At 71.3% G+C, this 26,281-nt stretch carries 25 protein-coding genes and 2 tRNA genes; 17 read left to right on the forward strand and 10 right to left on the reverse strand.

Features of this window, described 5'->3' with window-relative positions; all coding sequences use genetic code 11:
- The first annotated feature begins 6 nt into the window (after positions 1-6).
- On the forward strand, positions 7-762 hold the full coding sequence (locus tag ACLIN4_RS23365) for an AIM24 family protein (RefSeq protein ID WP_100048341.1): 756 nt from the start codon (positions 7-9) through the stop codon (positions 760-762).
- Between the two features lie 119 nt (positions 763-881).
- Here the strand turns inward: ACLIN4_RS23365 and ACLIN4_RS23370 are convergent, their stop codons facing one another.
- Both ACLIN4_RS23370 and ACLIN4_RS23375 read right to left on the reverse strand, forming a co-directional pair.
- A complete protein-coding gene (locus tag ACLIN4_RS23370) occupies positions 882-1,403 on the reverse strand; it encodes an NUDIX hydrolase (protein WP_289908787.1) in 522 nt (173 codons plus the stop codon).
- Positions 1,400-2,851 (reverse strand): zinc-dependent metalloprotease, encoded by a 1,452-nt coding sequence (locus ACLIN4_RS23375; protein ID WP_107477302.1) that lies wholly within the window; start codon positions 2,849-2,851, stop codon positions 1,400-1,402. The genes ACLIN4_RS23370 and ACLIN4_RS23375 overlap by 4 nt, the downstream gene beginning before the upstream one ends.
- Before the next feature lie 192 nt (positions 2,852-3,043).
- On the opposite strand from ACLIN4_RS23375, the gene ACLIN4_RS23380 reads away from it, so the two are divergent.
- The 4 genes from ACLIN4_RS23380 to ACLIN4_RS23395 all read left to right on the forward strand — a co-directional run bounded on the left by ACLIN4_RS23380 (position 3,044) and on the right by ACLIN4_RS23395 (position 6,228).
- Complete coding sequence (locus ACLIN4_RS23380; RefSeq protein ID WP_100048344.1) at positions 3,044-4,165, forward strand: SDR family oxidoreductase; 1,122 nt, start codon at positions 3,044-3,046, stop codon at positions 4,163-4,165.
- 129 nt (positions 4,166-4,294) lie between these two features.
- On the forward strand, positions 4,295-4,756 hold the full coding sequence (locus tag ACLIN4_RS23385; protein ID WP_043380156.1) for a molybdenum cofactor biosynthesis protein MoaE: 462 nt from the start codon (positions 4,295-4,297) through the stop codon (positions 4,754-4,756).
- 163 nt (positions 4,757-4,919) lie between these two features.
- The gene (locus ACLIN4_RS23390) at positions 4,920-5,084 is read left to right on the forward strand and encodes a hypothetical protein (RefSeq protein WP_167343791.1); all 165 of its coding nucleotides are present in this window, start codon (positions 4,920-4,922) and stop codon (positions 5,082-5,084) included.
- A 49-nt stretch (positions 5,085-5,133) separates the two neighbouring features.
- Positions 5,134-6,228, forward strand: coding sequence for a YlbL family protein (locus tag ACLIN4_RS23395; RefSeq protein WP_107477303.1), 1,095 nt, complete (start codon positions 5,134-5,136; stop codon positions 6,226-6,228).
- Between the two features lie 30 nt (positions 6,229-6,258).
- On the opposite strand, the gene ACLIN4_RS23400 is transcribed toward ACLIN4_RS23395, so the two are convergent.
- Positions 6,259-6,801, reverse strand: coding sequence for a PPA1309 family protein (locus tag ACLIN4_RS23400; RefSeq protein WP_411576176.1), 543 nt, complete (start codon positions 6,799-6,801; stop codon positions 6,259-6,261).
- Positions 6,802-6,965: 164 nt separating this feature from the next.
- On the opposite strand from ACLIN4_RS23400, the gene ACLIN4_RS23405 reads away from it, so the two are divergent.
- From ACLIN4_RS23405 to ACLIN4_RS23420, 4 genes are all read left to right on the forward strand, one after another.
- A complete protein-coding gene (locus ACLIN4_RS23405) occupies positions 6,966-9,953 on the forward strand; it encodes a UPF0182 family protein (RefSeq protein WP_411576777.1) in 2,988 nt (995 codons plus the stop codon).
- 73 nt (positions 9,954-10,026) lie between these two features.
- Positions 10,027-10,100 (forward strand) — tRNA-Met (locus ACLIN4_RS23410).
- 240 nt (positions 10,101-10,340) lie between these two features.
- On the forward strand, positions 10,341-12,149 hold the full coding sequence (locus tag ACLIN4_RS23415) for a tetratricopeptide repeat protein (protein ID WP_289908785.1): 1,809 nt from the start codon (positions 10,341-10,343) through the stop codon (positions 12,147-12,149).
- A gap of 215 nt (positions 12,150-12,364) precedes the next feature.
- Positions 12,365-12,438, forward strand: a tRNA-Met gene (locus tag ACLIN4_RS23420).
- Between the two features lie 128 nt (positions 12,439-12,566).
- On the opposite strand, the gene ACLIN4_RS23425 is transcribed toward ACLIN4_RS23420, so the two are convergent.
- Positions 12,567-12,983: a Fur family transcriptional regulator gene (locus ACLIN4_RS23425; protein ID WP_029393677.1), complete on the reverse strand. Its 417-nt coding sequence runs from the start codon at positions 12,981-12,983 to the stop codon at positions 12,567-12,569.
- Between the two features lie 144 nt (positions 12,984-13,127).
- Here ACLIN4_RS23425 and ACLIN4_RS23430 point away from each other — a divergent pair, with 144 nt between their 5' ends.
- Positions 13,128-14,579 carry a catalase gene (locus ACLIN4_RS23430; protein WP_100045878.1) on the forward strand — a complete coding sequence of 484 codons (1,452 nt, stop codon included), beginning with the start codon at positions 13,128-13,130 and terminating at the stop codon, positions 14,577-14,579.
- A gap of 94 nt (positions 14,580-14,673) precedes the next feature.
- On the opposite strand, the gene ACLIN4_RS23435 is transcribed toward ACLIN4_RS23430, so the two are convergent.
- Together ACLIN4_RS23435 and hisN are read right to left on the reverse strand one after the other, a co-directional pair.
- Positions 14,674-15,075 (reverse strand): cyclic nucleotide-binding/CBS domain-containing protein, encoded by a 402-nt coding sequence (locus ACLIN4_RS23435; protein ID WP_019326981.1) that lies wholly within the window; start codon positions 15,073-15,075, stop codon positions 14,674-14,676.
- A 130-nt stretch (positions 15,076-15,205) separates the two neighbouring features.
- Positions 15,206-16,006 carry a histidinol-phosphatase gene (gene hisN / locus ACLIN4_RS23440; RefSeq protein WP_100045877.1) on the reverse strand — a complete coding sequence of 267 codons (801 nt, stop codon included), beginning with the start codon at positions 16,004-16,006 and terminating at the stop codon, positions 15,206-15,208.
- A gap of 371 nt (positions 16,007-16,377) precedes the next feature.
- Between hisN and ACLIN4_RS23445 the strand changes: the two genes are divergently transcribed.
- Positions 16,378-16,989: a TetR/AcrR family transcriptional regulator gene (locus ACLIN4_RS23445; protein ID WP_179342376.1), complete on the forward strand. Its 612-nt coding sequence runs from the start codon at positions 16,378-16,380 to the stop codon at positions 16,987-16,989.
- 7 nt (positions 16,990-16,996) lie between these two features.
- Here ACLIN4_RS23445 and ACLIN4_RS23450 read toward each other — a convergent pair whose 3' ends face one another.
- The 4 genes from ACLIN4_RS23450 to ACLIN4_RS23465 all read right to left on the reverse strand — a co-directional run bounded on the left by ACLIN4_RS23450 (position 16,997) and on the right by ACLIN4_RS23465 (position 20,647).
- Positions 16,997-17,320: a DMT family transporter gene (locus tag ACLIN4_RS23450; protein WP_019326978.1), complete on the reverse strand. Its 324-nt coding sequence runs from the start codon at positions 17,318-17,320 to the stop codon at positions 16,997-16,999.
- A gap of 145 nt (positions 17,321-17,465) precedes the next feature.
- On the reverse strand, positions 17,466-18,479 hold the full coding sequence (rsgA, locus tag ACLIN4_RS23455; protein WP_100045876.1) for a ribosome small subunit-dependent GTPase A: 1,014 nt from the start codon (positions 18,477-18,479) through the stop codon (positions 17,466-17,468).
- A 12-nt stretch (positions 18,480-18,491) separates the two neighbouring features.
- Complete coding sequence (aroA, locus tag ACLIN4_RS23460) at positions 18,492-19,808, reverse strand: 3-phosphoshikimate 1-carboxyvinyltransferase (protein ID WP_411576177.1); 1,317 nt, start codon at positions 19,806-19,808, stop codon at positions 18,492-18,494.
- A gap of 116 nt (positions 19,809-19,924) precedes the next feature.
- Positions 19,925-20,647: a M50 family metallopeptidase gene (locus ACLIN4_RS23465; RefSeq protein WP_307652140.1), complete on the reverse strand. Its 723-nt coding sequence runs from the start codon at positions 20,645-20,647 to the stop codon at positions 19,925-19,927.
- 103 nt (positions 20,648-20,750) lie between these two features.
- Between ACLIN4_RS23465 and ACLIN4_RS23470 the strand changes: the two genes are divergently transcribed.
- The 6 genes from ACLIN4_RS23470 to ACLIN4_RS23495 all read left to right on the forward strand — a co-directional run bounded on the left by ACLIN4_RS23470 (position 20,751) and on the right by ACLIN4_RS23495 (position 26,194).
- Positions 20,751-21,566: an SOS response-associated peptidase gene (locus ACLIN4_RS23470; RefSeq protein ID WP_100045873.1), complete on the forward strand. Its 816-nt coding sequence runs from the start codon at positions 20,751-20,753 to the stop codon at positions 21,564-21,566.
- 1 nt (position 21,567) lies between these two features.
- On the forward strand, positions 21,568-22,227 hold the full coding sequence (locus tag ACLIN4_RS23475) for an alpha/beta family hydrolase (protein WP_107477306.1): 660 nt from the start codon (positions 21,568-21,570) through the stop codon (positions 22,225-22,227).
- A gap of 257 nt (positions 22,228-22,484) precedes the next feature.
- Positions 22,485-23,168 carry an RNA polymerase sigma factor SigR gene (gene sigR / locus ACLIN4_RS23480; protein ID WP_019326972.1) on the forward strand — a complete coding sequence of 228 codons (684 nt, stop codon included), beginning with the start codon at positions 22,485-22,487 and terminating at the stop codon, positions 23,166-23,168.
- Positions 23,165-23,476 carry a mycothiol system anti-sigma-R factor gene (rsrA, locus tag ACLIN4_RS23485; protein WP_100045871.1) on the forward strand — a complete coding sequence of 104 codons (312 nt, stop codon included), beginning with the start codon at positions 23,165-23,167 and terminating at the stop codon, positions 23,474-23,476. The genes sigR and rsrA overlap by 4 nt, the downstream gene beginning before the upstream one ends.
- Positions 23,477-23,618: 142 nt before the next feature.
- A complete protein-coding gene (locus tag ACLIN4_RS23490; protein WP_307653548.1) occupies positions 23,619-24,944 on the forward strand; it encodes an HD-GYP domain-containing protein in 1,326 nt (441 codons plus the stop codon).
- The gene (locus ACLIN4_RS23495; protein ID WP_290014655.1) at positions 24,941-26,194 is read left to right on the forward strand and encodes an HD-GYP domain-containing protein; all 1,254 of its coding nucleotides are present in this window, start codon (positions 24,941-24,943) and stop codon (positions 26,192-26,194) included. Before ACLIN4_RS23490 ends, ACLIN4_RS23495 begins: the two co-directional genes overlap by 4 nt.
- The last annotated feature ends 87 nt before the right edge of the window (positions 26,195-26,281 follow it).

Genomic DNA, 26,281 nt, shown 5'->3' on the forward strand with positions numbered 1-26,281 from the left:
AACACCATGCAGAGCCCGCTTTTCGCCTACAACGACCAGCAGACCCAGGAAGCCTGGAGCCTGCAGAACAAGCACATGCTCCGGGTCGCCCTGGAGGGCCACGACGACGTGCTCGCCCGCAAGGGCACGATGGTCGCCTACCAGGGGCTTGTCGAGTTCGACGCCGAGTACCAGAGCAACAACCAGTCACGCGCGCGTGCGCACACCGGTGAGGGCCTGGACCTGATGCGCTGCCACGGGCAGGGCACGGTCTTCTTCGCCAACCTCGCCCAGTGCGTCCACGTGATGGACGTCGACCAGGACGGTCTGACCGTCGACAGCAGCTACGTGCTGGCGATGGACTCCTCCCTGCACCACGAGGTCATCGCGGTCGACAGCCTGTACGGTATCTCCGGCTCGGGGAAGTACCAGCTCAACATCACCGGGCGCGGCAAGGTCGCCCTGATGACCTCCGGCTCCCCGCTGCTGATGCAGGTGACGCCCGACAAGTACGTCAACTGCGACGCCGACGCGATCGTCGCCTGGTCCACCGGCCTGCGCGTGCAGATGCAGGCTCAGACGCACTCGACCGGGGTGTGGCGGCGCCGGGGCAGCACCGGTGAGGGCTGGGAGCTCAGCTTCATGGGCAGCGGCTTCGCGCTGGTCCAGCCCAGCGAGCTGCTGCCGCCGCAGAACGCGCAGATCGGCTCGGGCGTCGCCGCCCAGTACGGCATGGGCCAGCAGGGGGCCCGCGGTCAGAACCAGGGCAACGTCTGGAGCTGAGCGCTCCGCGGGTGGGGCCGGGCAGTCCGGGGACCGCGGGACGCTTTCGACCGCGGGTGGTCCGTGGCACGTCGCGCAGTTCCCCGCGCCCCTTCCGGGGCGCGGTCCCACCCTCGGTTTCAGGTCGCGAGCCTCGCGCGCGTGGCCTCCAGCAGGCGTACGACCGAGTCGTCCGCCACGGACCGCACCTCGCCGTACGGGAACCAGCGCAGGTCCAGGGATTCGTCGCTGATCGCCTCGAGGGCCCCGGGCGGGGCCAGCGCCGCGTACTGGATGTCCAGGTGCCAGGCACAGGGCGTCAGATGACGGTCCAGCCGCACGGGCCCCCCGGGCAGCAGGGTCAGACCCGCGATACCCGACTCCTCGGTCCCCTCCCGCAGAGCCGCGGCAGCCAGCGAGGTGTCCCCCGGCTCGCAGTGGCCGCCCATCTGGAGCCACATGCGCAGCTTCTTGTGGAGGGTCAGCAGGACCCGCTCGCGGGACGGGTCGATCACCATGGCGCTCGCCGTGATGTGCCCGTCCGCGCAGGCCTTCCACATGCCGTCCGGATGCGTCGCGAGATGGTCCAGGTACACCTGGCGCAGCTCGTCCTGGCCCTCGTACGCCTTCAGGACCAGGACCGCGTCGTCGTGGAGGCTCACTCGCTGTCGTCGCTCTTGCCGTCGGCCTCGTCCGAGCCCTTCTCGTCCTTCTTCAGGTCGGGCTTGCCCGCCGCCTCGCCGAGCATCTTGTCCAGCTCGGAGAAGTCGAGCTGCTCGCGGTGGACGAAACCGTCCGGGTCGTCCAGGTCGGTCGCGGTCGGCAGCATGTCCGGGTGGGCCCAGAGGCCGTCCCGGCCGTCGACACCGCGCGCGTCCGTCAGGGACGCCCACAGACGGGAGGCGTCGCGCAGGCGGCGCGGGCGCAGCTCCAGGCCGATCAGCGTGGCGAACGTCTGCTCCGCCGGGCCGCCCGAGGCGCGTCGGCGGCGCAGCGTCTCGCGCAGCGCGTCGGCGGAGGAAAGGCGCGGCTTGGCGGCGGCGTGCACCACCGCGTCCACCCAGCCCTCGACGAGCGCCAGGGCCGTCTCCAGACGAGCCAGGGCCGCCTTCTGCTCCGGGGTGTCCTCCGGCTGGAACATGCCCTGCTGGAGAGCCTCCTGCAACTGCTCGGGGTTCTGCGGGTCGAACTGGCCGACCACGTCCTCCAGCTTGGCCGTGTCCACCTTGATGCCTCGGGCGTAGCCGTCGACGGCGCCGAACAGGTGCGAGCGCAGCCACGGCACGTGCGCGAAGAGGCGCTGGTGGGCGGCCTCGCGCAGGGCCAGGTACAGCCGCACCTCCTCCTGGGACACGCCGAGGTCCTTGCCGAACGCCTCGACGTTCGCCGGCAGCAGCGCGGCCTTGCCGGCCGGGCCGAGCGGCAGGCCCACGTCGGTCGAGCCGACGACCTCGCCGGCGAGGACGCCGACAGCCTGCCCGATCTGCGTGCCGAACATGGCGCCGCCCATGGAGCGCATCATGCCGATCAGCGGGCCGGCCATGGCCTGCATCTCCTCGGGCAGCACGTCACCCATGGCGGTGCCGACGCGCTCGGCGACCGGGTCGACCAGCTCGCGCCAGGCGGGCAGGGTCGCCTCGACCCACTCCGCGCGGCTCCACGCCACCGCGGTGCCCGCGCCCGAGGGCAGGGCCGTCGCGTCGTCCAGCCACAGGTCGGCGAGGCGGACGGCCTCCTGGACGGCGTTGCGCTCGGCGGGGCCGACGCTGGCGTCCTTGGTGCCGTCCGGCGTGCCCTGGGCGACCGTCTGGCGGGCGATCTGCTTGGCCATGTCCCAGTTCACCGGGCCGCCCTCGTAGGAGAGCATCTGGCCGAGCTGCTGGAACGCGGCGCCCAGGTCGTTGGGGTTCATGGAACCGAACATGGCGGCGAACGGGTTGTCCGCACCCGGGCCGCCGGGGCCGCCAAGGCCTCCGGCCCCGGGCATCCCGAAACCGAACGGGTTGGCCGGTCCCTGACCACCGCCGCTCTGCTGGTCCTTCTTCTTGCCCTCGTCGCCGTCGTCCGGCTCCTCCGGCGGAAGGCCGAATCCGAATGGGGTGTCACTCACGGGGTTCCTCGGCTGGTAAGGCCGCCGGTTCTTTCCGGCGGCACGGCTGCCCGACTTCACCACCCAGCGTAGACACCCGGGGCGGTTCGGGCCTCGGTGCTTCGCCGACTGACGGCCTGCGGCAGGATGGATGCCACCTGGTACGTACGCGTCGAGCGCGCCCGTACTGAAGACAACCGCTGGAGACGCCCGGTGAGTTCCCCAGATCCGCAGGTTCGCGCAGCGCGAAACCAGTCAACCAGTTCCGCCCGCCCCGGCGCGCGCGGACCCGTCGTCGCGGTGACCGGTGCCGCGTCAGGGATCGGGGCGCTGCTCACCGAGCGGCTCGCCGCTTCCGACGAGGTCAGACAGGTCGTGGCCATCGACGAACGGCGTGGGGACTGCGCTGCGGCCCGGTGGCAGGTCCTGGACGTGCGGGACCCGGCCATCGCCGAGAAACTGCGCGGCGCGGACGTGGTCGTGCACCTGGCGCTCGACCTGGACCTGGAGACGGACGCGGCGGCCCGGACCGCTTACAACGTCCGGGGGACGCAGACCGTCCTCACCGCCGCCGCGGCGGCCGGCGTGCACCGGGTCGTGCTCTGCACCTCCGCCATGGTCTACGGCGCCCTCCCGGACAACGAGCTCCCGCTCTCCGAGGACGCCGAGCTGCGCGCCACGGCCGAGGCCACGGGCGTCGGCGACCTGCTGGAGATCGAGCGGCTCGCGCGGCGCGCGCCCCGGGCGCATCCCGGTCTCAATGTGACCGTCGTCCGGCCGGCGGTGCTGGTCGGAGGCATGGACACCGCGCTGACCAGGTACTTCGAGTCGCCCCGCCTGCTCGTGGTGGCGGGGTCGCGGCCGGCCTGGCAGTTCTGCCACGTCGACGACCTCTGCAGCGCCCTGGAGTACGCGGTGCTGGAGAAGGCCGACGGCGAGCTGGCCGTCGGGTGCGACGGCTGGCTGGAGCAGGAGGAGGTCGAGGAGCTCAGCGGCATCCGCCGTATGGAGCTGCCCTCGACGGTCGCGCTCGGTGCGGCGGCCCGCCTGCACCGCATCGGCCTGACGCCCTCCCCGGCCGGGGACCTCGCGTACACGATGTACCCCTGGGTGGTGAGCGGCAGCCGGCTGCACGACGCGGGATGGCGGCCGAAGTACACCAACGAGGAGGTGCTGGCGGAGTTGCTGGACGAGGTCTCCGGGCGGCACACGGTCGCCGGGCGGCGCCTCGGGCGCAAGGACGCGACGGCTGCGGGAGCCGCCGGAGCGACGGTGGCGCTGCTGGGCGCGGCCGCGGTGGTGCGGCGGGCGCGGAAGGCCCGGCGCCGGATCTGATCGTGGTGGCCGCCGGTTCGCCGCCCCGTCGTCCGGGCCGGCGGCGCTGTAGGAGGCTCCAGGCGGTACGCGCGCGTGCCGGGCGATCACGCTATTCCGCGGCGCCGTGCCGTGGGGCACGATGGGCGTATGGCAACCACGAACGACCATCCCGGTGAGCTGGCCGCACCCGACCCCGTGAAGCTGATCGGCATCCGGGAGACACCCCTCTCCGTGGACGAGGTCTTCCGGGCCGTCGGGGACGACGCGGCCGGAGGCACCGCGCTGTTCGTGGGCACCGTGCGCAACCACGACGGGGGCACCGACGTGGACCGGCTCGGGTACTCCTGCCATCCCAGCGCGGAGGCCGAGATGCGGCGGATCGCCGAGAAGGTCGTCGCGGAGTACCCGGTACGGGCGCTCGCGGCCGTCCACCGTGTGGGGGATCTGGAGGTCGGCGATCTGGCCGTGGTCGTCGCCGTGTCCTGTCCGCACCGCGGCGAGGCATTCGAGGCATGCCGGAAGCTGATCGACGACCTCAAGCACGAGGTGCCGATCTGGAAGCATCAGACGTTCTCCGACGGAACCGAGGAGTGGGTGGGCGCCTGCTGAAGGGCCCCGGGCGGCCCGGTGCACCCGAACGCGAATCGAATACTCCCGTGCCCCTCTCGTTGCTCCGGTTGCGTAACCGACCCCCCGGCGTGAGCGTTGTCACTGCGGATGGTTAATCTGCTGATCAGTCAGTAGCGGACGCTCATGGGGTTGGGAGGTCGGCATGGCAGCGCTTGCCTGGTTGCTGATTCCGCTTGTGGCTGCTGTCGGCGCGGGGCTGTGGGGCAGTTGGGCCAACCGGACGCGCAAGGTCCGCAGCGACGGCCCCGAACTGGACGGGTACGCCCGCTTCCGCGAGGCGATGGAGCGACCCCGGACCGGAGCCTGACCGAACGCCCTGACGGTGTTCTGACAGCCGCGTCCCGTACTGTCGTGCCATGCCACGCCGTACCGCAACGATGCTCGCCTCCACCCTGATGCTGATCGCGCTCCTGTGTGCGGGTGTGTTCATCCCCGTGCCGTACTCGGAGATGTCCCCGGGGCCGACGGTGAACACTCTTGGGGATCACGACGGCGAGCCGGTGCTGCAGATCGACGGTCACAAGACCTACGAGGCGAGTGGTCACCTGAACATGACCACGGTCCGGGTCACCAGCGCCGAGTACAAGATGAACCTCGTGGAAGCGGTCTACGGCTGGCTGGCACACGACAACCGCGTGGTGCCGCACGAGACCCTCTACCCGGACGGCAAGACCGAGGAAGAGGCCACCCAGGAGAACGCCGAGGAGTTCAGCCAGTCCCAGGAGAGCGCCAAGGTGGCCGCTCTGAAGGCCCTGGACATCCCGGTGAAGTCCTGGGTGGTCGTCTCCACGGTGGTCAAGGACTCCCCGGCCGAGGGCCGGCTGCACGCCGGTGACGTGATCAAGGCCGTGGACGGTACGACCGTCCAGAAGCCCGCCGACGTCGCCGAACTGGTGACCAAGCACAAGCCCGGCCAGGACGTCGTCTTCACGATCGTGCCCGCCAAGGAGCAGGCCGACGCGGAGAAGGAGGGCCGGACGCCCACCAGGACGGAGAAGATCACGGTCCCCACCGCGGCCTCCGACGACGGCGGCGAGGAGCGCGCCATCGTGGGGATCTCCGCCGGGACCGATCACACGTTCCCGTTCACCATCGACATCAAACTGGCCGACGTCGGCGGCCCGAGCGCCGGTCTGATGTTCGCCCTCGGCATCTACGACAAGCTCACGCCGGGCGACCTCACCGGCGGCAACTTCGTCGCCGGCACGGGCACGATCGACGACACCGGCAAGGTCGGGCCGATCGGCGGCATCGGGATGAAGACCATCGGCGCGCGTGACAAGGGCGCCAAGTACTTCCTGACGCCCAAGGACAACTGCGCGGCCGCCGCCGAGGACACCCCCGACGGGCTCACCCTGGTGAAGGTGGACACCATCGAAGACGCCCTCGGCGCGCTGGAGGACATCCGCTCCGGGAAGACGGCCGACCTGCCGACCTGCGCCAAGGGCTGACCGGCAGGACCGCCGGGCAAGGCCCCGGACCTACTCCTCGAAGGTCGCCGACAGCGCCTGGGCCAGACCCGGCACCAGGTCGGAGCCCGTGAGGACCTCCGTGGCGGAGTCCTTCTCCCGCAGCCGCAGGGCGGAGTCGCGGGCACCGTCGCGCAGCACCGCGACCGTCATGCGGACCTCCTGGCGATCCGGGTGCTCCGCCACCCACTGCGCCAGCTTGGCGTCGTTCAGGCCCTGCGGAACCTGCGCCTCGGCGGACGGCGGCAGCATCAGGCGTTCCACGACGAGGGCACAGCCGACCACCGCGTCCGGCCAGGCGATGGTGCCCAGGAACTCGTCGAGCGGCTGGTCCGTTGGAATCTCGTCCTGCTCGATCGGGGTCAGGCCGGAGCTCTCCGACTCGTTCTGAAGACCGAGCCGGTCCGCGAGCGAGGGCTGATCGGCCCTCAGCCGCGCGGTGTCGACAAGTGCAAAGAGGCGTGCGGGCTGGTCCCAGCCGAGTCCGGAGACGTACTCGTCGATCTCGAGTACGGCCCGGGTGAGGGGGCTCGCTGCCATGGGGGTGTTGGACATGGTCACAATCCTGCCTCGTTACTGGCCCGAATCGGGAACCGAGTAAACGATGAGTAAGTTGCATAAGTGTGGGCCCACGATCACGGGGGCGCACGGGGGGCCCACGAACCCGAGGGCCTGACGGATCAACAGCGAACTTCGAGGTGCGCACCTTGGCTTTCCAGATGCCGGACCGCGGCGGAGGCCCCCCGACGGGGCCGCGGATCAGAGTGGGCCGCCCGTCCCGGCGTGTCCGAACCCTGCTGATGACACTCGGTGTCCTCGCCGTGCTCGGCATGGCGTTCACCATGTTCGCCGGGTTCTGGACGGACTGGCTCTGGTACCGGTCGGTCCACTACTCGTCGGTCTTCACGACGACCCTGTGGACCAAGATCGGTCTCTTCTTCGTCTTCGGCCTGCTCATGGCCCTCGCCGTCGGGTTCAACATCTGGATGGCCCACCGGCTGCGCCCGCCGCTGAGCGCGATGTCGATGGAGCAGCAGAACCTCGACCGGTACCGGATGGGCATCGCCCCGTACAAGAAGTGGCTGCTGCTCGGCATCACCGCGCTGGTCGGCCTCATCGCCGGCGCCTCCGCGTCCGGGCAGTGGCGGACCTGGCTGATGTGGGTCAACGGCGTCCCCTTCGGGCAGAAGGACCCCCAGTTCAAGCTGGACGTCGCCTTCTACGCCTTCGACCTGCCCTGGTACCGGTTCCTGCTCGGCTTCGGCTTCGCAGCCGTGATCATCTCCGTGATCGCCGCCGCGCTCACCCACTATCTGTACGGCGGGCTCCGCGTCACCAGCCCGGGCGCCCGTGCCACGGCCGCGGCCACCGGTCACCTGTCGGTGCTCATCGGAATCTTCGTCGCCCTCAAGGCGGTCGCCTACTGGCTGGACCGGTACGGGCTGGCCGTGAAGTCCAGCGACTTCAAGGCCACGGACAACTGGACGGGTCTGAGGTACGTCGACGCCAACGCGTACCTGCCGGCCAAGACGATCCTGTTCTGCATCGCCGTCATCTGCGCCCTGCTGTTCTTCGCCACCATCTGGCGTCGCACCTGGCAGCTCCCGGTGATCGGCTTCGGCCTGATGGTGCTGTCCGCGATCCTCATCGGCGGTCTGTACCCGGCGCTCGTCCAGAAGTTCCAGGTCCAGCCGAACGAGCAGGCCAAGGAAGCGCCGTACGTCGAGAAGAACCTGGCGGCGACGCGCGAGGCCTACGGCATCGAGGGCACCCAGGTCGCCGAGTACCCCGGTGTCGGCGAGACCAAGGACAAGACCAAGCTCCGGGACGACGCGAACGCCGCCGCGTCCATCCGGATCATGGACCCGAACGTCATCTCGCCGACCTTCCAGCAGCTCCAGCAGATGCGTAACTACTACGCGTTCCCGACCAACCTGGACGTCGACCGCTACTCCAAGGACGGCAAGGACCAGGACACGGTCATCGGTCTGCGCGAGCTGAACCTGGCCGGCATCCCGAAGAAGAACTGGATCAACAACCACTTCCGCTACACCCACGGCTACGGCGTGGTCGCGGCCAAGGGCACCGAGGTGGACTCCGAGGGCCGCCCGGTCTTCACCGAGTCCAACCTGCCGTCCGAGGGCGACCTCGGGACGTACGAGCAGCGGATCTACTACGGCGAGAAGACCACCACGTACTCGATCGTCGGCGGCCCCCAGAAGGAGATCGACTACTCCGACGACTCCGGGGAGAAGACGTTCAGCTACAAGGGTGACGGCGGTGTCGACCTGTCCAACCCGATCAACCGGGCGGCGTACGCGGCGGCGTTCAGCGAGCCGCAGATCCTCTACTCCGGCGCCATCGGCGAGGGTTCGCGGATCCTGTACAACCGCACGCCCAAGGAGCGCGTCGAGGCGGTCGCCCCGTGGCTGACCATCGACGGTGACGCCTACCCGGCGGTGGTGGACGGCCGTATCCAGTGGATCGTCGACGCGTACACGACGACGAACGGCTACCCGTACGCCTCCCGTACGACGCTCGGCGACACCACCGCCGACTCGCTCACCGCGGCCAACGACCAACGTGCGGTGGTGGCCCAGCAGAACCAGGTCAACTACATCCGCAACTCCGTGAAGGCGACCGTCGACGCGTACAGCGGTGACGTCAAGCTCTACCAGTGGGACGAGAAGGACCCGGTCCTCAAGACCTGGATGAAGGCCTTCCCGAACACGGTTCAGGACAAGAGCGAGATCTCGGACGAGCTGATGGCGCACCTGCGCTATCCGCAGGACCTGTTCAAGGTCCAGCGCGAGCTGCTCACCCGCTACCACGTGAAGGACGCCAACACGTTCCTCAGCGGCAGTGAGGTGTGGCAGGTGCCGGACGACCCGACCAACAAGTCGGGTGACGCGGTGCCGCCGTACTACCTGAGCATGAAGATGCCCGACCAGGACCAGCAGGCGTTCTCGCTGACGACGACGTTCACGCCCAACGGACGCGACAACCTGAGCGCGTTCATGGCGGTCGACGCAGAGGCGGGGACGGAGGGCTACGGCAAGATCAGAATCCTGAAACTGCCGACGAGCACCACCGTCAACGGTCCCAAACAGGTGCAGAGCCAGTTCAACTCCGAACAGGACATCGCCGAGTCCATCAGGCTCCTGAGAGGCGGTGACTCGGAGGTCGAGTACGGCAACCTGCTGACGGTGCCGCTCGACGGGGGACTGCTGTACGTGGAACCGGTCTACGTGCGCGGTGGCGACCTCAAGTACCCGCTGCTGCGCAAGGTGCTGGTGAGCTACGGGGGCAACACCGCCTTCGAGAACACCCTCGACGAGGCCCTGAACAAGGTGTTCGGAGCGCAGGCGGCCGAGACCGATCCGCCGGCGGACGAGGGCGAGGGCACGACCGAGCCACCGCCGACGTCCACCAACCCGACGGTCCGGGAAGCGCTGAGTGACGCGCAGGAGGCCTTCGACGCCGGCCAGAAGGCGCTGGAGCAGAAGGACCTGGCCGCGTACGCCGAGGCGCAGAAGGATCTGGAGGAGGCGCTGAAGCGGGCCGAGGACGCCCAGGCCAAGGCCGACCAGGGCGCCGGCGGCAAGAACGGTGACGACAAGAGCGGGGACAAGGCAGGGGACGGCGAGGCCGATCCGAGCGCGACGCCGTCCGGCGATACCGGCGGCGGGGGCTCGGGCAGCGGCTGACCGCCTTTCCGAGCCGGCCGTCAGAGCTGGTCAGAGCCCATCCCGCGCCGTGCTAGGGTTGTGAACACAACGGCGCGGGGTGGAGCAGCTCGGTAGCTCGCTGGGCTCATAACCCAGAGGTCGCAGGTTCAAATCCTGTCCCCGCTACTGAAGTTCGTGAGCTTTGTGCGAACGACCACGAAGGCCCGGATTCCGAAAGGGATCCGGGCCTTCGTGGTGTGCGAACGCATGTGCCGGTGAGGTCGACGGCCGCGCCGCCAGGGGAAGTTGGGGGGATCTGTGTTTGACTTGTCTCCCTGTGGGCATGTCGACAAAACGCTGAAGTGACCTCACTGGCTGCGGTATACCGGATGTACCCAGGTTGCAGGTGGTGCGACGATGGACGTTATGGGGGACATGGCAAATCTGTTCGGGACAGGGCGTTTTGCGCAGCCGTCCGATCAGGAGGAGGCCACGGACGAGGCTCAGGAAGCCGCCGACGAGGCCGCCGAGGAAGTACGCCGACGGCTGGCCGCCGAAGCCGGTGACGTCGAGGCGATGAGCGTCCTCGGCGCGATGCTGCTGCGTCGCGGCGACTTCGACGGAGCCGAGTCCCATCTGCGTGCCGCCACCGCCGCCGGTGACCGGGCCGCCGCCAACAACCTGGGTGTCCTGCTGCACCAGCGTGGATACGCCGACGAGGCCGCAGGGTGGTGGCGGATCGCCGCCGTCGCCGGTTCCGCCCCGGCCGCCCACGCGCTGGGGCGGCACTTCCGCGAGCGCGGGGACGAGCCCGCCGCCGAGTACTGGCTGTGCCAGGCCGCCGAGCAGGGCCATGTCCTCGGCGCCTACGCACTCGCCGACCTGCTGGAACACCGTGGTGACGAGGCGGGCGCCGAGCGGTGGATGCGGGCCGCGGCCGAACGCGGGCACCGGGAGGCCGCGTACCGGCTGGCCCGGACGCTGGACCGGCGCGCCGGGCAGAAGCGTGACGAAGGTGACACCGACGCGGCCGACGAGGCCGAGCAGTGGTACCGCCAGGCCGCCGCACGCGGCCACCGGCGGGCCGCACTGCACCTCGGGACGATCCTGGAGAAGCGGGGCGAGCTCAAGGAGGCCGGTCGCTGGTACCTCACGTCCGCCAAGGACGGCGAGGCCCGCGCCGCCTGCGCGCTCGGCTTCCTGCTGCGGGACGCCGGCGACACCGAGAGCGCCGCCGTGTGGTGGCTGCGGGCCGCCCAGGACGGTGACGGCAACGCCGCCAACGCCCTGGGCGCGCTGCACGCCGAGCGCGGCGAGACCCAGACCGCGGAGCGCTGGTACCGCGCCGCGATGGATGCCGGGGACGACAACGGGGCGTACAACCTCGGGCTCCTCTGCGCCGACCAGGGCCGCACCACACAGGCCGAGCAGTGGTACCGGCGGGCCGCGTACGCCGGGCACCGGGAGGCGTCCAACGCGCTCGCGATCCTGCTGCTGCGCGCCGGGGACGAGACGGGTGCCGAGCCCTGGTTCTCCAAGGCCGCCGAGGCAGGCAGTGTCGACGCCGCCTTCAACCTGGGCATCCTGCACGCCGGACGGGGCGAGGAGCGGGCGGCGCTGCGCTGGTACGAGCGGGCCGCCGCCGCCGGGCACACGGAAGCGGCGCTTCAGGTGGGAATGGCGCGCCTGCGCGACGGTGACGAGCGCGAGGCCGAACGGTTCCTGCGGTGCGCGGCGGGCGGCGGCAGCGCGGAAGCCGCGTACCGGCTGGCGACGGTGCTCGACGCACGCCGGCCGCCGACGCCCGAGCACGAGCTCGGTGAACCGGCGCAGGAGAAGTCCGAGTGCGAGGAGTGGTACGAGCGGGCGGCGTCCCAGGGGCACCGCCGGGCCCAGGTGCGGGTCGGGATGATGGCCGCGGCGCGGGGCGACGTGGTGGAGGCGGCCCGGTGGTACCGGGAGGCGGCCGAGTCCGGGTCGCGCAACGGTGCCTTCAATCTGGGGCTGCTGCTGGCCCGCGAGGGGAGCGAACCGGAGGCCGTCGTGTGGTGGCGGCGGGCCGCCGACGCCGGGCACGGGCGGGCGGCGCTGCGGTTGGCGCTGGTGTGCGCGCGCCGGGGGGAGCTGGCGGAGGGGCAGCGGTGGGCGGACCGGGCGGTGTCGCTGGGGCCGCGGGAAGTGGGGGAGCGGGCGGCCCGGTTGCGGGACGCGTTGCGGCAGGAGTTGTCGGCCTGACGCTGCGCTGGGCTGAGGCGGGTTGTGGGCTCGTCGGCGAGGGCGTGGACCCGGGGTGGGTGTCGCGGCCCGGCGTGGCGGGGTGGCGCTGCGCCCACCCGTGCCGCCCCAGCGGCACGACTGCCCGCAGCTACGGCGGCATGGCGGGTGCCCGCACCTGGGTGGGGGGCGATTTGCTTCTGGTCGTCGGGTTGACGTAATGTTTCGTTCATCGCCGCGGGGTGGAGCAGCTCGGTAGCTCGCTGGGCTCATAACCCAGAGGTCGCAGGTTCAAATCCTGTCCCCGCTACTGAAGGCCGAGGGCCGGAATCCGAAAGGGTTCCGGCCCTCGGCGCGTTGGGCCGCAGCGGACCCTCGAGGGTACGAGAAAGCCCCGGCACCCATCGGTGCCGGGGCTTCGCGCGAGTGTCGTGGGCCCTACGCCGCCGCGCAGTTCGGGCAGGTGCCGCGGTACGTGACCTCGACGTCCGAGACGGTGAAGCCGAAGCGCTCCGAGTCGGGGAGGTCGGCCAGCGGATTGCCGGTCGGGTGGACGTCGCGGATCGCGCCGCACTGGGCGCAGACCAGGTGGTGGTGCGGCCGGTGCGCGTTCGGGTCGTACCGCTTGGCGCGCTTGTCCGTCGCGACTTCCAGCACCTCACCGAGGGTGACCAGCTCGCCGAGGGTGTTGTAGACGGTCGCCCGGGAGATCTCGGGGAGCTTGTCCACGGCCCGGGCGTGCACCTCGTCGGCCGTCAGGTGGACGTGTTCGCCGTCGAGGACCTCGGCCACCACGCGCCGCTGCGCGGTCATGCGCCATCCGCGTCCACGCAGCCGTTCCAGTAGGTCACTCATACAGGCCAGCCTAACAGCAAGGGGGACCAGGTCCCGAACGGGTGTGACTTTGGAGTCTTACTTGACTTAGACATTGTCCATTGTAGGATCGGGAACGGCATTAGCCAAGGGACAGGTTTTGCAGGATTGGCGCAGGAGGCGTACGTGACTCAGGGACCGCTTACGACGGAGGCCGGTGCTCCGGTAGCCGACAATCAGAACAGTGAGACTGCGGGCGTCGGCGGCCCCGTGCTCGTCCAGGACCAGCTCCTCCTGGAGAAGCTGGCCCACTTCAACCGTGAGCGCATCCCGGAGCGTGTCGTGCACGCCCGTGGTGCCGGTGCCTACGGCACCTTCACGGTCACCGCCGATGTCACCAAGTACACGCGCGCCGCGTTCCTCTCCGAGGTCGGCAAGGAGACGGAGACCTTCCTCCGCTTCTCCACCGTGGCCGGCAACCTCGGTGCGGCGGACGCCGTCCGCGACCCGCGCGGCTTCGCGCTGAAGTTCTACACCGAAGAGGGCAACTACGACCTCGTCGGCAACAACACCCCGGTGTTCTTCATCAAGGACGCCATCAAGTTCCCCGACTTCATCCACACGCAGAAGCGCGACCCGTACACGGGCTCGACCGAGATGGACAACGTCTGGGACTTCTGGAGCCTGTCGCCCGAGTCGACGCACCAGGTGACCTGGCTGTTCGGTGACCGCGGCATCCCGGCGTCGTACCGCCACATGGACGGCTTCGGTTCGCACACCTACCAGTGGAACAACGAGGCGGGCGAGGCCTTCTGGGTCAAGTACCACTTCAAGACGGACCAGGGCATCAAGTGCCTCACCCAGGCCGAGGCCGACAAGCTCGCCGGTGAGGACCCCGACTCCCACCAGCGCGACCTGCGCGAGGCCATCGAGCGCGGTGACTACCCGTCCTGGACCGTCGGCGTGCAGATCATGCCCGTCGCCGAGGCCGCGACGTACCGCTTCAACCCGTTCGACCTGACCAAGGTGTGGCCGCACGCGGACTACCCGATCGTCTGGTTCGGCAAGCTGGAGCTCAACCGCAACCCGGAGAACATCTTCGCCGAGGTCGAGCAGTCGATCTTCTCCCCGGCGCACTTCGTGCCCGGCATCGGCCCGTCCCCGGACAAGATGCTCCAGGGCCGTCTCTTCGCGTACGGCGACGCCCACCGCTACCGCGTCGGCATCAACGCCGACCACCTGCCGGTGAACCGTCCGCACGCGACCGAGGCGCGCACCAACTCCCGTGACGGCTACCTGTACGACGGCCGCCACAAGGGAGCGAAGAACTACGAGCCGAACAGCTTCGGCGGCCCGTTCCAGACGGACCGTGCGCTGTGGCAGCCGGTCGCGGTCTCCGGTGTCACCGGCGAGACCGAGGCCCCGTCGCACGCCGAGGACAACGACTTCGTCCAGGCGGGCAACCTCTACCGGCTGATGACGGACGAGGAGAAGGGCCGCCTGATCGACAACCTGGCGGGCGCCATCTCCAAGGTCTCGCGCGAGGACATCATCGAGCGCGCGATCAACAACTTCCGTCAGGCCGACGGTGACTTCGGCAAGCGGCTGGAGGCCGCGGTCCAGGCCCTGCGCGGCTGACACATCCAGCACTGGACCGCTTGTCGTGGCGGCGGGCCGGATCCCCGGGGACGGGGGTCCGGCCCGTTTCGCGTTCCGGGACCGGGCGCCGGGCTCAGGCCGGTACTTGCTGTGCCCTCTCCCGGGCCGGGGCCCAGCAGCGGATGATGTCGCGGACCGAGACGATGCCGGCCGGCTCGCCGCGGTCGAGGACGATCAGGTGGCGGAAGCCGCCGTGCGCCATCGCCCGTGCGGCCTCCTCCACGGTCCAGGACGGCGCGGCGAACACGACGTCGGTGGTGGTGTGGGCGTGGGCGCGCTCGGTGTCCGGGTCCTGGCCGAGGCCCACGGAGATCAGGACGTCGCGCTCGGTGAGGATGCCGATGCCGCCGGCGTCGGGGTCGTGGACCACCGCCGCGCCGACGCGGCGCGCGGACATCAGGGCGGCGGCCTGGCGGAGGGTGTGGGCCGGGCCGATGGTGAGGACGACCGTGCTCATGGCTTCTCGGACGAGCATGGGTGGAGCCACCTCCTGCCGTGATCCATGAGTTAGTTCATGGATTCACAAGTTCACAAGTGGGGGGACTCTCAGAGTGGCAGGTAAAGGGCGGGTCAACAAGGGGGCGGGCGGAGCGCGTTGAGGGGTATCAGTAGCGCTGGTTGAGGTAGCCGAGCAGCTCGTCGTGGAGGCGGCCGTTCGACGCCGCCGCGTTGCCGCTGTGCGGACCGGGGCGGCCGTCAAGGCCCGTGAAGGTGCCGCCCGCCTCGGTGACGATGATCGCGTTCGCCGCCATGTCCCAGAGGGACAGCTCCGGTTCGGCGCAGATGTCGACCGAGCCCTCGGCGACCATCATGTACGGCCAGAAGTCGCCGTACGCGCGGGTGCGCCAGACCTCGCGGGTCAGGTCGAGGAAGCCGTCCAGCCGGCCCTGCTCCTCCCAGCCGCTGAGCGAGGAGTACGCGAAGGAGGCGTCGGAGAGTGCGGAGACCTGGGAGACCTGGAGCCGGGAGGCCGAGGTCAGGCTGCGGCCGGTGAACGCGCCGTGGTCCTTCACCGCCCACCAGCGGCGGCCGAGGGCGGGGGCGGAGACGAGGCCGACGACGGGCTGATAGCCCCCCTCGCCCGCCTCCATCAGGGCGATGAGGGTGGCCCAGACGGGGACGCCGCGGACGTAGTTCTTGGTGCCGTCGATGGGGTCGATGATCCAGCGGCGTGGGCCGGTGCCCTCGGTGCCGTACTCCTCGCCGAGGACGGCGTCGCGGGGGCGGGCACGGGCGAGGTGACCGCGGATCAGTTCCTCGGCGGCCTTGTCCGCTTCACTCACCGGGGTCATGTCCGGCTTGGTCTCGACCTTGAGGTCGAGGGCCTTGAAGCGGTCCATCGTCGCGGCGTCGGCGGCGTCCGCGAGGACGTGGGCGAGGCGGAGGTCGTCGAGGTAGTCGGGCATGCGGGTCACGGTATCTGGCGGGGGTGGCACGGGGCTACCAGGGGTTTGGCGGGCGTGGCGGGCGCGGGTGCGTGGAGGTGAGGGCGGGGCCGGTGACTCGGCGCCGGTGAGGTGCGGGTCCGTGGGTGCTGGGCGGGGGTGGGTGTCGCGGCCCGGCGTGGCGGGGTGCCTCCCCCACTCTCGGCTTCGCTCGAGCGGGAGGTGCCCCCACCGCCCACCCGTGCCGCCCCAGCGGCACGACTGTCCGCAGCTACGTCAGCACGACTGCCGGTAGCTACGTCGGATGGCTGCCCGCAGGAGTGTGCGAAGGGCCTTGACAGTGGTCGCATACCCGTCAAATCTGGCGGGAAGCCGCTCGGCCCGAGGAGGCGATGGTGCCTGCAGCCCGGGAGTCCCTGCTCGATGCCGCTTGCACGGCCCTGGCGTGTCGGCCCTGGTCCGCCGTGCGGATGGTGGACGTGGCGGCGGCGGCCGGGGTGTCCCGGCAGACGCTCTACAACGAGTTCGGAAGCAAGGAGGGCCTCGCTCGGGCGCTCGTCCGCAGGGAGGCGGACGGGTATCTGGCCGGTGTGGAGCGCGCGCTCGCCGGTGACGGTCCGGGCACCCCTCGCGAACGGCTCACCGCGACCGCCGAATGGACCGTCTCCGCCGCCCGCGACAACGCCCTGGTACGGGCCATGCTCACCGGCTGCTGGAGCGAGCGCCTGCCCTCCCCGCCCCTGACGGCGGCGCCGTCCGCCTCCGTCGTGCCGGCCCAGCGCCGGGCCGACGGCCCACTGCCCTCGCCCGGTGACTTCGTCGCCCTGGTCCGCGACCGTGCCGTCGCCGCCCTGAACGGCGCCCCGTCACCGGACTCCCCGGACCTGGCCCGCTCCTGCGAGCTCGCGGTACGCCTCGCCCTGTCCTGCGTCGTGGCTCCGCCCGGAGAGGGTGGGGTCGCGGAACTCGTGCGCACCGTCCTGCCGCGCCGGTCGGCGTCCTGACCAGGGGTCAGTGCGCCGAGCCCGACAACTGCAGCCCGATCACGCCGATGATGACCAGGCTGATCGAGACGATCTTCAGCGTGGAGACCAGGTCGCCGAGGAAGACCATGCCGTAGATGGCGGTGCCGGCCGCACCGATGCCGGTCCACACCGCGTACGCGGGACCGACGTCGAGCTTCTTCAGCGACATCGTCAGCAGACCGAAGCTGCCCAGCGCGAACACGCAGAAGGCGATGGTGGGCCAGAGGCGGGTGAAGCCGTGCGACAGCTTCAGGCAGACGGCGAATCCGGTTTCGAGCACCCCGGCCACTATGACCAGCAGCCACGCCATGTCATGTCCTCCCGTAGTCCCGTCGTACCGTGACCGCTGCGTCCGGCTTTGCTCAGGCTTGGAACCGGCTTGGTGCGATTATGCCCTTACCGGTCCCGACGCACGGCAAACAACGCGAAGGTCAGCACGGCGAACGACGCGAAGGTCAGTCGCCCTCCGTCCGCTCCCGGGTGGAGAGCAGCCGGCGCAGCGAGTACAGCCGCGCCGGGTCGGCGTGCCCCTCGGCGACCCACGCGTCCAGCGCGCAGTCGGGCTCGTCGTGGCTGCACGCGCGGGGGCAGCCCTCCGTACCCGGCACGAGGTCGGGGAAGGCGTTGATCACCCGGGACGGGTCGACGTGCGCGAGCCCGAACGACCGCACGCCCGGGGTGTCCACGACCCAGCCGCCCGTCTCGGAGGACAGGGGGAGGGCCAGGGCCGAGGTCGTCGTGTGCCGGCCGCGGCCCGTCACCGCGTTGACGTGACCTGTCACGCGACGGCGGTCCTCGGGCACCAGCGTGTTGACGAGGGTCGTCTTGCCGACACCGGAGTGGCCGACGAACGCCGTGATCTTGCCGTCCAGGTGTTGCCGTACGAGGTCGGCCGCGGCGCCGTTCTCCAGCTCCTCGCGGCTGGTCACGACGTACGGGATGTCCAACGCGCCGTACAGCTCCAGGAGTTCGTCGGGCGGGGCGAGGTCCGACTTGGTCATCACCAGCAGCGGGGTGAGGCCGCCGTCGAACGCCGCGACCAGGCAGCGGTCGATGAGGCGGGGGCGCGGCTCCGGGTCGGCGAGGGCGGTGACGATGGCGAGCTGATCGGCGTTGGCGACGACGACGCGCTCGTACGGGTCGTCGTCGTCCGCCGTACGGCGCAGTACCGACGTGCGCTCCTCGATGCGCACGATCCGGGCGAGCGTGTCCTTCTTGCCGGACAGGTCGCCGACCAGCGCCACCCGGTCGCCGACGATCGCCGCCTTGCGGCCCAGCTCCCGGGCCTTCATCGCCATGACGACCCGGTCCTCGACCAGGCAGGTCAGCCGGCCCCGGTCCACGGTGAGGACCAGCCCCTCGGCGGCGTCCTCGTGCTTGGGGCGGGTGTGGGTGCGCGGACGGTTGCCCTTGCGGTTGGGGCGGGAGCGGATGTCGTCCTCGTCGGTGTGCTTGCCGTAGCGGCGCATGGCGAACCGTCCCTACGCCCCGAGCATCCCGGTCCACAGGTCGGGGAATTCGGGGAGGGTCTTGGCGGTCGTCGCCACGTTCTCGATCTCCACGCCCTCGACCGCGAGGCCGATGATCGCTCCGGCGGTGGCCATGCGGTGGTCCTCGTAGGTGTGGAAGACGCCGCCGTGCAGGCGGCGCGGGCGGATGTGCAGGCCGTCGGCGGTCTCGGTGACGTCACCGCCCAGCTCGTTGATCTCCTTGGTGAGCGCGGCCAGGCGGTCCGTCTCGTGCAGCCGCAGGTGCGCCACCCCGCGCAGGGTGGACGGGGAGTCCGCGAGAGCGGCGACGGCCGCGATGCCCGGGGTCAGCTCGCCGACCTCGCCGAGGTCCACGTCGATGCCGTGCACGGCGCCCGAACCGGTGAAGACGAGACCGTAGTCCGTCAGTTCGCAGGAACCGCCCATCTCGGTGAAGATCTCGCGGAGCCGGTCGCCGGGCTGGGTGGTGCGGGACGGCCAGTCGGGGATCACGACCTTGCCGCCGGCCACCAGGGCCGCCGCCAGGAACGGCTGGGCGTTGGACAGGTCCGGCTCGATCGTGAGGTCGCGGCCGAGCAGCGCTCCCGGCGTCACCCGCCAGACGTTCGGCTCGCCGCCGGACTCCGGGGTGTCGACCTGGGCGCCGACCGAGCGCAGCATGTCGACGGTCATCCGGATGTGCGGCATGGACGGCAGCGCGGAGCCGGTGTGGCGGACCTCCACCCCCTGGTTGAAGCGCGGGCCGGACAGCAGCAGGGCGCTGACGAACTGCGAGGACGACGACGCGTCGATCTCGACCGGGCCGCCCTCCAGGGCGCCGCCGCCGTGCACGGTCATCGGGAGCGCGCCGCGCGCGTCGTCGTCGATGCGGGCGCCCAGGGCGCGCAGCGCGTCGATCACGCCGTGCAGGGGGCGCTCGTACGAGCGGGGGTCGCCGTCGAAGCGGATGGCGCCGTCGGCGAGCGTGGCGACCGGCGGCAGGAAGCGCATGACCGTGCCCGCGTTGCCCACGTCGACCGTGGCCGGGCCGCGCAGGCCCGCCGGGATGACCCGCCAGAACTCGCCGGTGCCCTCCGGGCCGACGCCCTCCTCGATCTCGACGCCCATCGCGCGCAGCGCCTCGGCCATCAGCAGGGTGTCGCGGGAGCGCAGCGGGCGGCGCAGCCAGCCGGGCTCGGAGGCCAGGGCGGCCAGCACCAGGGCGCGGTTGGTGACCGATTTCGACCCGGGCACGTGGACGGTCGCGTCGACGGCTCCGCTCGCGTGCGGGGCGGGCCAGAGGGCGGTGTGCGCGGGGTTCACGGTCATGGGCCCCACTTTAATGGCTGAGGACGATCGGAGATCTTGATCAAAAGCGCCGAAACCGGACCGAAATCGCGACTGTGCACTTGCCGTGCATATATGCGTCGGCATGGGTCCGTGCGTCACAGCTCCAGCAGCCAGCGCCCTCCGCCGATCAGCGAACACAGCGACACCGCGTGGAACAGGAAGAACCACACGCCCGCCGGCGCGTGCGTCAGCCGGGCCAGCTGGTCCGCGTCCGAGTCCCCGGCTCCGCCCCGTGCCCGCTTGGCCTGCAGCTCGAAGGCCGGGCGCACCCCGCCCAGCAGCAGGAACCACACCACCGCGTACGCGAACGCCGCCTGCACCTGCGGACCCGCCAGCCAGGACACCAGGACGAACGTGCCGCCGGTCAGCACCACCGTGAGCACCCCGTACGCGTTGCGGACCATCACCAGCAGCGCGACGAGCAGCGCCGTCGCCAGCCACAGCAGCAGCGTGATGCGCCCCGCGGCCAGCAGCGCGGCGCCGCCGAGGCCCAGCAGCGGGGGAGCGGTGTAGCCGGCCACCGCCGTGAGGATCATCCCGAGCCCGTGCGGCTTGCCGCGGCTGACGGTGAGACCGCTGGTGTCCGAGTGCAGCGTGATGCCGGTCAGCGTCCGCCCGGTCAGCAGTGCCACCAGCCCGTGGCCGCCCTCGTGGGCGATGGTGATGGCGTTGCGCGCCATCCGCCACAGCCCGTGCGGCACGACGACGGCGAGCGCGGCGACCAGGGTCGCGATCACCACCCACAGGTCGGGGTCGGGCTGGGTGCCGGAGACCTCGTCCCAGAGGGAGGCGAGCGAGGCCGATGCGAGGTGGTCCATGTTCGGTGCGGGCTCCTCGTGAGCGCGGTTCAGCGGGTGCGGCGCGAAGCGCCTCGTCGGGGGTGGTGGCAGGGAGACGGGCGGGCCTGGCAGTGTGGCACGTATGTGCGGACGGTATGCGGCGAGTCGTCGACCCGAGGATCTCGCGGGAATCTTCGAAATCGAGAAGTGGGAGCCCAAGGAGACCTTGGAGCCCGACTACAACGTGGCCCCGACCAAGGAGGTCCACGCCGTCCTGGACCGTCCTCTGAAAGACGTGGAGGACCCGAAGCCGGTTCGCCAGCTGCGAAAACTGAAGTGGGGTCTCGTCCCGTCCTGGTCCAAGACCCCCGAGGGCGGCGCCCGGATGATCAACGCCCGCGCGGAGACCGTCCACGAGAAGCCCTCCTTCCGCCGGGCCTTCGCCACCCGGCGCTGCATCCTCCCCGCGGACGGCTACTACGAGTGGGTCACCGGCAAGCAGGAGCGCGACCTGGAGGTCGAGGGACGCAAGAAGCGCCCGCGGAAGCAGCCGTACTTCGTGACCCCGGCCGACGGATCGGTCTTCGCGATGGCCGGTCTGTACGAGTTCTGGCGGGACAGGACCCTGCCGGACGACCACCCGCAGGCCTGGTGGGTGACCTGCTCGGTGATCACCACGGAGGCCGAGACCACGCCGCTCGCGGTCGCCCCGGCCGACGGACCGCACGCCCTCGCCGACATCCACCCCCGGATGCCGCTGATGCTGACGCCGGACCGCTGGGACGACTGGCTCGACCCCGCGCGCACCGACCCCGACGAGCTGACCTCCCTCCTCACGCCCCCGCCCGCCGGACTGATGCGGGCGTTCCCGGTCTCCACGGCCGTGAGCAACGTCCGCAACAACGGGCCGGAGCTGCTGAAGGAGCTGGAGGGGCCCGAAGAGGGCACACTCTTCTGACGTGACCAGCGAGAACACCGAGACGACCACCGAGACCGTCGACACCGGCGCCGGGCCCGCCCGCATCACCTGGCACCCGGCGGAGCAGCCCCGCCTCGTCCTCGCCGCGAGCCACGGCGCCGGCGGCGGCATCGAGGCGCGCGACCTGCGGGCACTGGCGGCGACGCTGCCCGCGCACGGAGTGACCGTCGCCCTCGTCGAGCAGCCCTGGCGGGTGGCCGGCAAGAAGCTGGCGCCCGCGCCGAAGACCCTGGACACCGGCTGGCGCGGACTCTGGCCCGCGCTTCGGGCGCCCGGGCTGCCGGTGATCTCCGGCGGACGCAGCGCCGGCGCCCGCGTCGCCTGCCGCACGGCCGCCGAACTGGGCGCCCACGCCGTGCTCGCCCTGAGCTTCCCGCTGCACCCGCCGGGCAAGCCCGAGAAGTCCCGCGCCGACGAGCTGCTCGGCGCCGGCGTCCCCACACTCGTCGTCCAGGGCGGCAACGACCCCTTCGGCCGGCCCGAGGAGTTCCCCGAGGCCCCCGGGGAGACGTACGACCTGATCGAGATCCCGCACGGCGACCACGGCTTCGCCGTCCCCAAGCGGGCGGAGATCAGCCAGGAGAGGGCACTGGAACTGATCGCCGAAGGCGTCGCGGAGTGGACCCGCTCACTCGGCTGACGGCCCGGGAATGACCGGCGGGCGCCCACTGTTGTGGCGGACATACGTTGCTGAGAATCAGCACCGACGCCGTACGAGAGGAAGTCCGCCGCATGGCTTCAGCCTTCTGCCCAAGTCGCAGCAGCCGCGCCGACCTGGACTGGACGGTGCTGCACGCGGCGAAGACCGCGCCCATTCGGGCGGCGGGCGGACCGGATCGTCGTCTATCCTCCGATTCGAGTGGGGCCGGACTCGGTCTCGCGACATCTTTGGAGGAGGTGGGTCCGGTCACTGGGACCGACGCAGGGACCGAACACGGCCAGGCGGAGCAGCCCGAGGGCCGGGGAACGGGCGCGGAGTCGACCGCGGAGCGCAGCGCGCGCTTCGAGCGGGACGCGCTCGAGTTCCTCGACCAGATGTACTCGGCCGCGCTGCGCATGACGCGTAATCCGGCCGACGCCGAGGACCTGGTGCAGGAGACCTACGCCAAGGCGTACGCGTCCTTCCACCAGTTCCGCGAGGGCACCAACCTCAAGGCATGGCTGTACCGCATCCTCACCAACACCTTCATCAACTCGTACCGCAAGAAGCAGCGCGAACCCCAGCGCAGCGCGGCCGAGGAGATCGAGGACTGGCAGCTCGCGCGTGCCGAGTCGCACATGTCGACGGGTCTGCGCTCCGCGGAGTCGCAGGCGCTCGACCACCTGCCCGACTCGGACGTCAAGGAAGCCCTCCAGGCCATCCCCGAGGAGTTCCGTATCGCCGTGTACCTGGCGGACGTCGAGGGGTTTGCCTACAAGGAGATCGCCGACATCATGGGGACACCCATCGGTACGGTGATGTCCCGGCTGCACCGTGGACGCCGTCAGCTGCGCGGCATGCTGGAGGACTACGCCCGCGACCGCGGCCTGGTCCCGGCCGGCGCCGGCAAGTCGAACGAAGCGAAAGGCTCGGGGTCATGAGCTGCGGAGAGCCGCACGAGACGGATTGCAGCGAAATCCTCGATCATCTCTACGAGTTCCTCGACCGAGAGATGCCGGACTCGGACTGCGTGAAGTTCGAGCACCACTTCGAGGAGTGCTCGCCCTGCCTGGAGAAGTACGGGCTGGAGCAGGCCGTGAAGAAGCTGGTCAAGCGGTGCTGCGGACAGGACGACGTGCCGGGTGACCTGCGTTCCAAGGTCATGGGCCGGATCGATCTGATCCGCTCCGGGCAGTCCGTGCCCGAGCACGACGTCACGGCCGCGCCGCCGACTCCCCAGGAGTCCTGAGCCGCCGGTCCGCGCATCCGGAGGCCGTATCGGCCGTACGGCTCGCATCACCCGAACGTGCTAATCCGCGGGTTGTCCGCCCGCGCCCCCCTGCCACCGCCCTAGGCTCCGGAGCCTGACTGGCATGGCCGGGGAGGGGCTCATGGACGCGGTACCGGTGCGGGCGCGTGCGTACGTCGCCGGGGTCGTCCTCCTCGCCCTGGTCTGCCTGTGCCCGCTGCCGGACGTACACACCCCCTGGTGGGCCGTGCTCCTGCTCGCCGGGCTGTACGCGGGTTCGGAACTGGTCGCCAGGTCCCGTTTCGTCGGGACCTGCTACCCCGTACTGCTCGCCGGGGCGTTCCTGCTGCCGCCGCCGGCCGCCGCGCTCGTGGCTCTGCCAGGGGCGCTGCTGTCACCGGTGGCACAGCGGCCCTTCGTACTGCGGCGGGTCTGGCGGGCCGCGCAACTGACGCTCGCCGTGTGGGCCGCCGCCCGGGTGCACTGGGAGTGCGGCGGCCGGGACGCGGTCGCCGCCCCCGACTTCCCCTACGCGCTCGTCCCGGCCGGGGCCGCGGTACTGGCGTTCTGCCTGGTGCTGACCCTGCTGGACGGCGGCATCCTGCACCTGGCCGACCGGGTGCCGGCACGGCGGGCGTGGCGGGGGCTGCTCTCCCGCTCGCTCGGGCCGATCGCCGTGCACGGGCTCGCCGGGCTCATGATGGCCGTCCTGTGGCGCAGCCCGTACGGTCCCGTCGCCGCGCTCCTCGTGCTGCTGCCGATGTGCGTGGCGTGGTGGGCGTTCGCCCAGTACCACCGGGAGCAGGCCGCGCACCAGGCGACCATCCGCGCACTGGTGCAGGCCGTCGACATCAAGGACGGCTACACGCGCGGGCACAGCGAGCGCGTCGGTCGCGCCTCGATGATGATCGCCCGCGAGCTGGGCATGGACGACGAGCGCGTCGAGACGCTCCGCTTCGCCGGGATCCTGCACGACGTGGGCAAGCTCGGCGTCCCCACCCGGCTGCTGCGCAAGGACGGACCGCTGACGCCCGAGGAGCGCCGGGTGATCGAACTGCACCCCGAGTACGGGCACGAGATGGTGCGCGGCATCCGCTTCCTCGGCGAGGCCAGGGCCGCCGTCCTCCACCACCACGAACGGCTGGACGGCAGCGGCTACCCCTACGGGCTGGCAGGCGACCGCATCCCCGAGTCGGCCCGGGTGGTGGCCGTCGCCGACGCCTTCGACGCGATGACGTCGACCCGCTCCTACAGCAGGGCGCGTCCCGTCGAGGTGGCGGTGGCGGAGCTCCAGCGGTGCGCCGGGGCGCAGTTCGACCCGCGGATGGTCGGGGCGCTGGTCCGGGCCCTGGGACGGCACGGCTGGCACCCGGCGGTGACGTCCGACGGTGGACCGCCGCTTCCCGCGGGAGTGCCCGCGGGCCGGACCGGGGAGGCACGGGACAGCGTGGGCAAGGGGGCGTCGTGACGCCCGCCCGCCCGCGCAGCCCGGCGCCGCCCCTCCTGATCCTCGTCGGCGCCGGGCTCCTCGCGTTCGCCTGTCTCGCCTGGGTGCTGTGGTCGGGGCTCGCCCAGCGGCCCGTCGCGCTCGCCTTCGGCGTCCTCGTCGCCCTCGGCGAACTCACCCGGCGCACCGGCGCCGAGACCCGGGAGGCCGCGCCCCTCGCGGCCGCCGGGGCGCTGGCGTACGCGCTGCTCGGGCAGGTCGCCGGGGTGCCCACCCACCACGGCGTCGCCCAGACCGTCACCGTCGTGCTCGCCGCCTCGCTGCTCGGCAGCGTGCCGCACATCGCGCGCGGTGGCGGGCCCGTGCTCGACCACCTGGCGCGGCGCGTGCTCACCGTCGCCTTCGCCGCCGTGTGCTTCCAGCCGCTGTCCGCCCAGGGCGTCTGGCGCGACTGGGGCGGCCCCGCCCAGGCGCTGCTGCTGATCGCGCTGCTCGTCCTGACCGCACTGTGTGACGCCCTGCTCGCGGCGGTACCCGCGTACGCCCGCACCGGGTGGCCCTTCGGCCCGCTGCTGCGCGAGGAACTGCGCGGCATGGTCGGCATCACCTCCGCGGTCTGCGCGACCGGGGCGGTGATGGCGCTCGCGGTGGCCGTCGCGGGACTGTGGGCGCTGCCCGTCTTCAGCGTGCCGTTGCTGCTCACCCAGCTGTCCTACCGGCGCTACGCCGCGGTCCGGGCCACCTACCGGCAGACCATCGCCTCACTGGCCCGGGCCACCGAGATCGCCGGGTACACCCCGGCCGGGCACGCCCGCCGCGTCGCCGAACTCAGCCGCGCCGTCGGCAGGGACCTGGGGTTGTCCGGCACCGAGCTGACCGTCCTGGAGTACGCGGCCCTCATGCACGACATCGGCCAGCTGAGCCTGGTCGACCCCGTCCCGGCGGGAGCCACCGCCGGCCTTCCCGTCACCGAACAGCGGCGGATCGCACTGCTCGGCGGAGCCGTCGTCCGCCAGACCGGGGTCGACGCGGCGGTCGCGGTGGTGGTCGAGCGGCAGGCCGACCCCTGCCGGGAGCAGCCGGTCGCCGCGCGCATCGTGCGCGCCGTCAACGCCTATGAGGAGAAGGCGCGGGGCGCGGGGCCGGGCGGCGGCCTCACGGCACTGGAGGAGCTGCGGCTGGCCCCCGCGGACGACTACGCTCCCGACGTCGTGGAAGCCCTGGCCCGAGTGCTGTCCCGAGGCAGCCTTAGCGTGCCCGCGGCTGGGTAACCCATGGGTAATGAGCGACCTCGTGGCCGTACGTGGTTGGATGCGAAGGAGAAGGTGTCCGGGGGCGCGAAAGGCACAGCCAGCCCA

Origin of the sequence: Streptomyces mutabilis (assembly GCF_046628145.1) — a bacterium.
Lineage (GTDB): Bacteria > Actinomycetota > Actinomycetes > Streptomycetales > Streptomycetaceae > Streptomyces > Streptomyces mutabilis.

Bases quoted from the DNA above. Each gene is read 5' to 3' on its own strand.
- ACLIN4_RS23365 (WP_100048341.1), top strand. From the start codon at position 7: ATGCAGAGCCCGCTTTTCGCCTACAACGACCAGCAGACCCAGGAAGCC.
- ACLIN4_RS23385 (WP_043380156.1), top strand. From the start codon at position 4,295: ATGGCAACCACGAACGACCATCCCGGTGAGCTGGCCGCACCCGACCCC.
- ACLIN4_RS23390 (WP_167343791.1), top strand. From the start codon at position 4,920: ATGGCAGCGCTTGCCTGGTTGCTGATTCCGCTTGTGGCTGCTGTCGGC.
- ACLIN4_RS23395 (WP_107477303.1), top strand. From the start codon at position 5,134: ATGCCACGCCGTACCGCAACGATGCTCGCCTCCACCCTGATGCTGATC.
- ACLIN4_RS23400 (WP_411576176.1), bottom strand. From the start codon at position 6,801: ATGTCCAACACCCCCATGGCAGCGAGCCCCCTCACCCGGGCCGTACTC.
- ACLIN4_RS23405 (WP_411576777.1), top strand. From the start codon at position 6,966: ATGCCGGACCGCGGCGGAGGCCCCCCGACGGGGCCGCGGATCAGAGTG.
- ACLIN4_RS23415 (WP_289908785.1), top strand. From the start codon at position 10,341: ATGGGGGACATGGCAAATCTGTTCGGGACAGGGCGTTTTGCGCAGCCG.
- ACLIN4_RS23425 (WP_029393677.1), bottom strand. From the start codon at position 12,983: ATGAGTGACCTACTGGAACGGCTGCGTGGACGCGGATGGCGCATGACC.
- ACLIN4_RS23435 (WP_019326981.1), bottom strand. From the start codon at position 15,075: ATGCTCGTCCGAGAAGCCATGAGCACGGTCGTCCTCACCATCGGCCCG.
- hisN (WP_100045877.1), bottom strand. From the start codon at position 16,006: ATGCCCGACTACCTCGACGACCTCCGCCTCGCCCACGTCCTCGCGGAC.
- ACLIN4_RS23445 (WP_179342376.1), top strand. From the start codon at position 16,378: ATGGTGCCTGCAGCCCGGGAGTCCCTGCTCGATGCCGCTTGCACGGCC.
- ACLIN4_RS23450 (WP_019326978.1), bottom strand. From the start codon at position 17,320: ATGGCGTGGCTGCTGGTCATAGTGGCCGGGGTGCTCGAAACCGGATTC.
- rsgA (WP_100045876.1), bottom strand. From the start codon at position 18,479: ATGCGCCGCTACGGCAAGCACACCGACGAGGACGACATCCGCTCCCGC.
- aroA (WP_411576177.1), bottom strand. From the start codon at position 19,808: ATGACCGTGAACCCCGCGCACACCGCCCTCTGGCCCGCCCCGCACGCG.
- ACLIN4_RS23465 (WP_307652140.1), bottom strand. From the start codon at position 20,647: ATGGACCACCTCGCATCGGCCTCGCTCGCCTCCCTCTGGGACGAGGTC.
- ACLIN4_RS23470 (WP_100045873.1), top strand. From the start codon at position 20,751: ATGTGCGGACGGTATGCGGCGAGTCGTCGACCCGAGGATCTCGCGGGA.
- rsrA (WP_100045871.1), top strand. From the start codon at position 23,165: ATGAGCTGCGGAGAGCCGCACGAGACGGATTGCAGCGAAATCCTCGAT.
- ACLIN4_RS23490 (WP_307653548.1), top strand. From the start codon at position 23,619: ATGGACGCGGTACCGGTGCGGGCGCGTGCGTACGTCGCCGGGGTCGTC.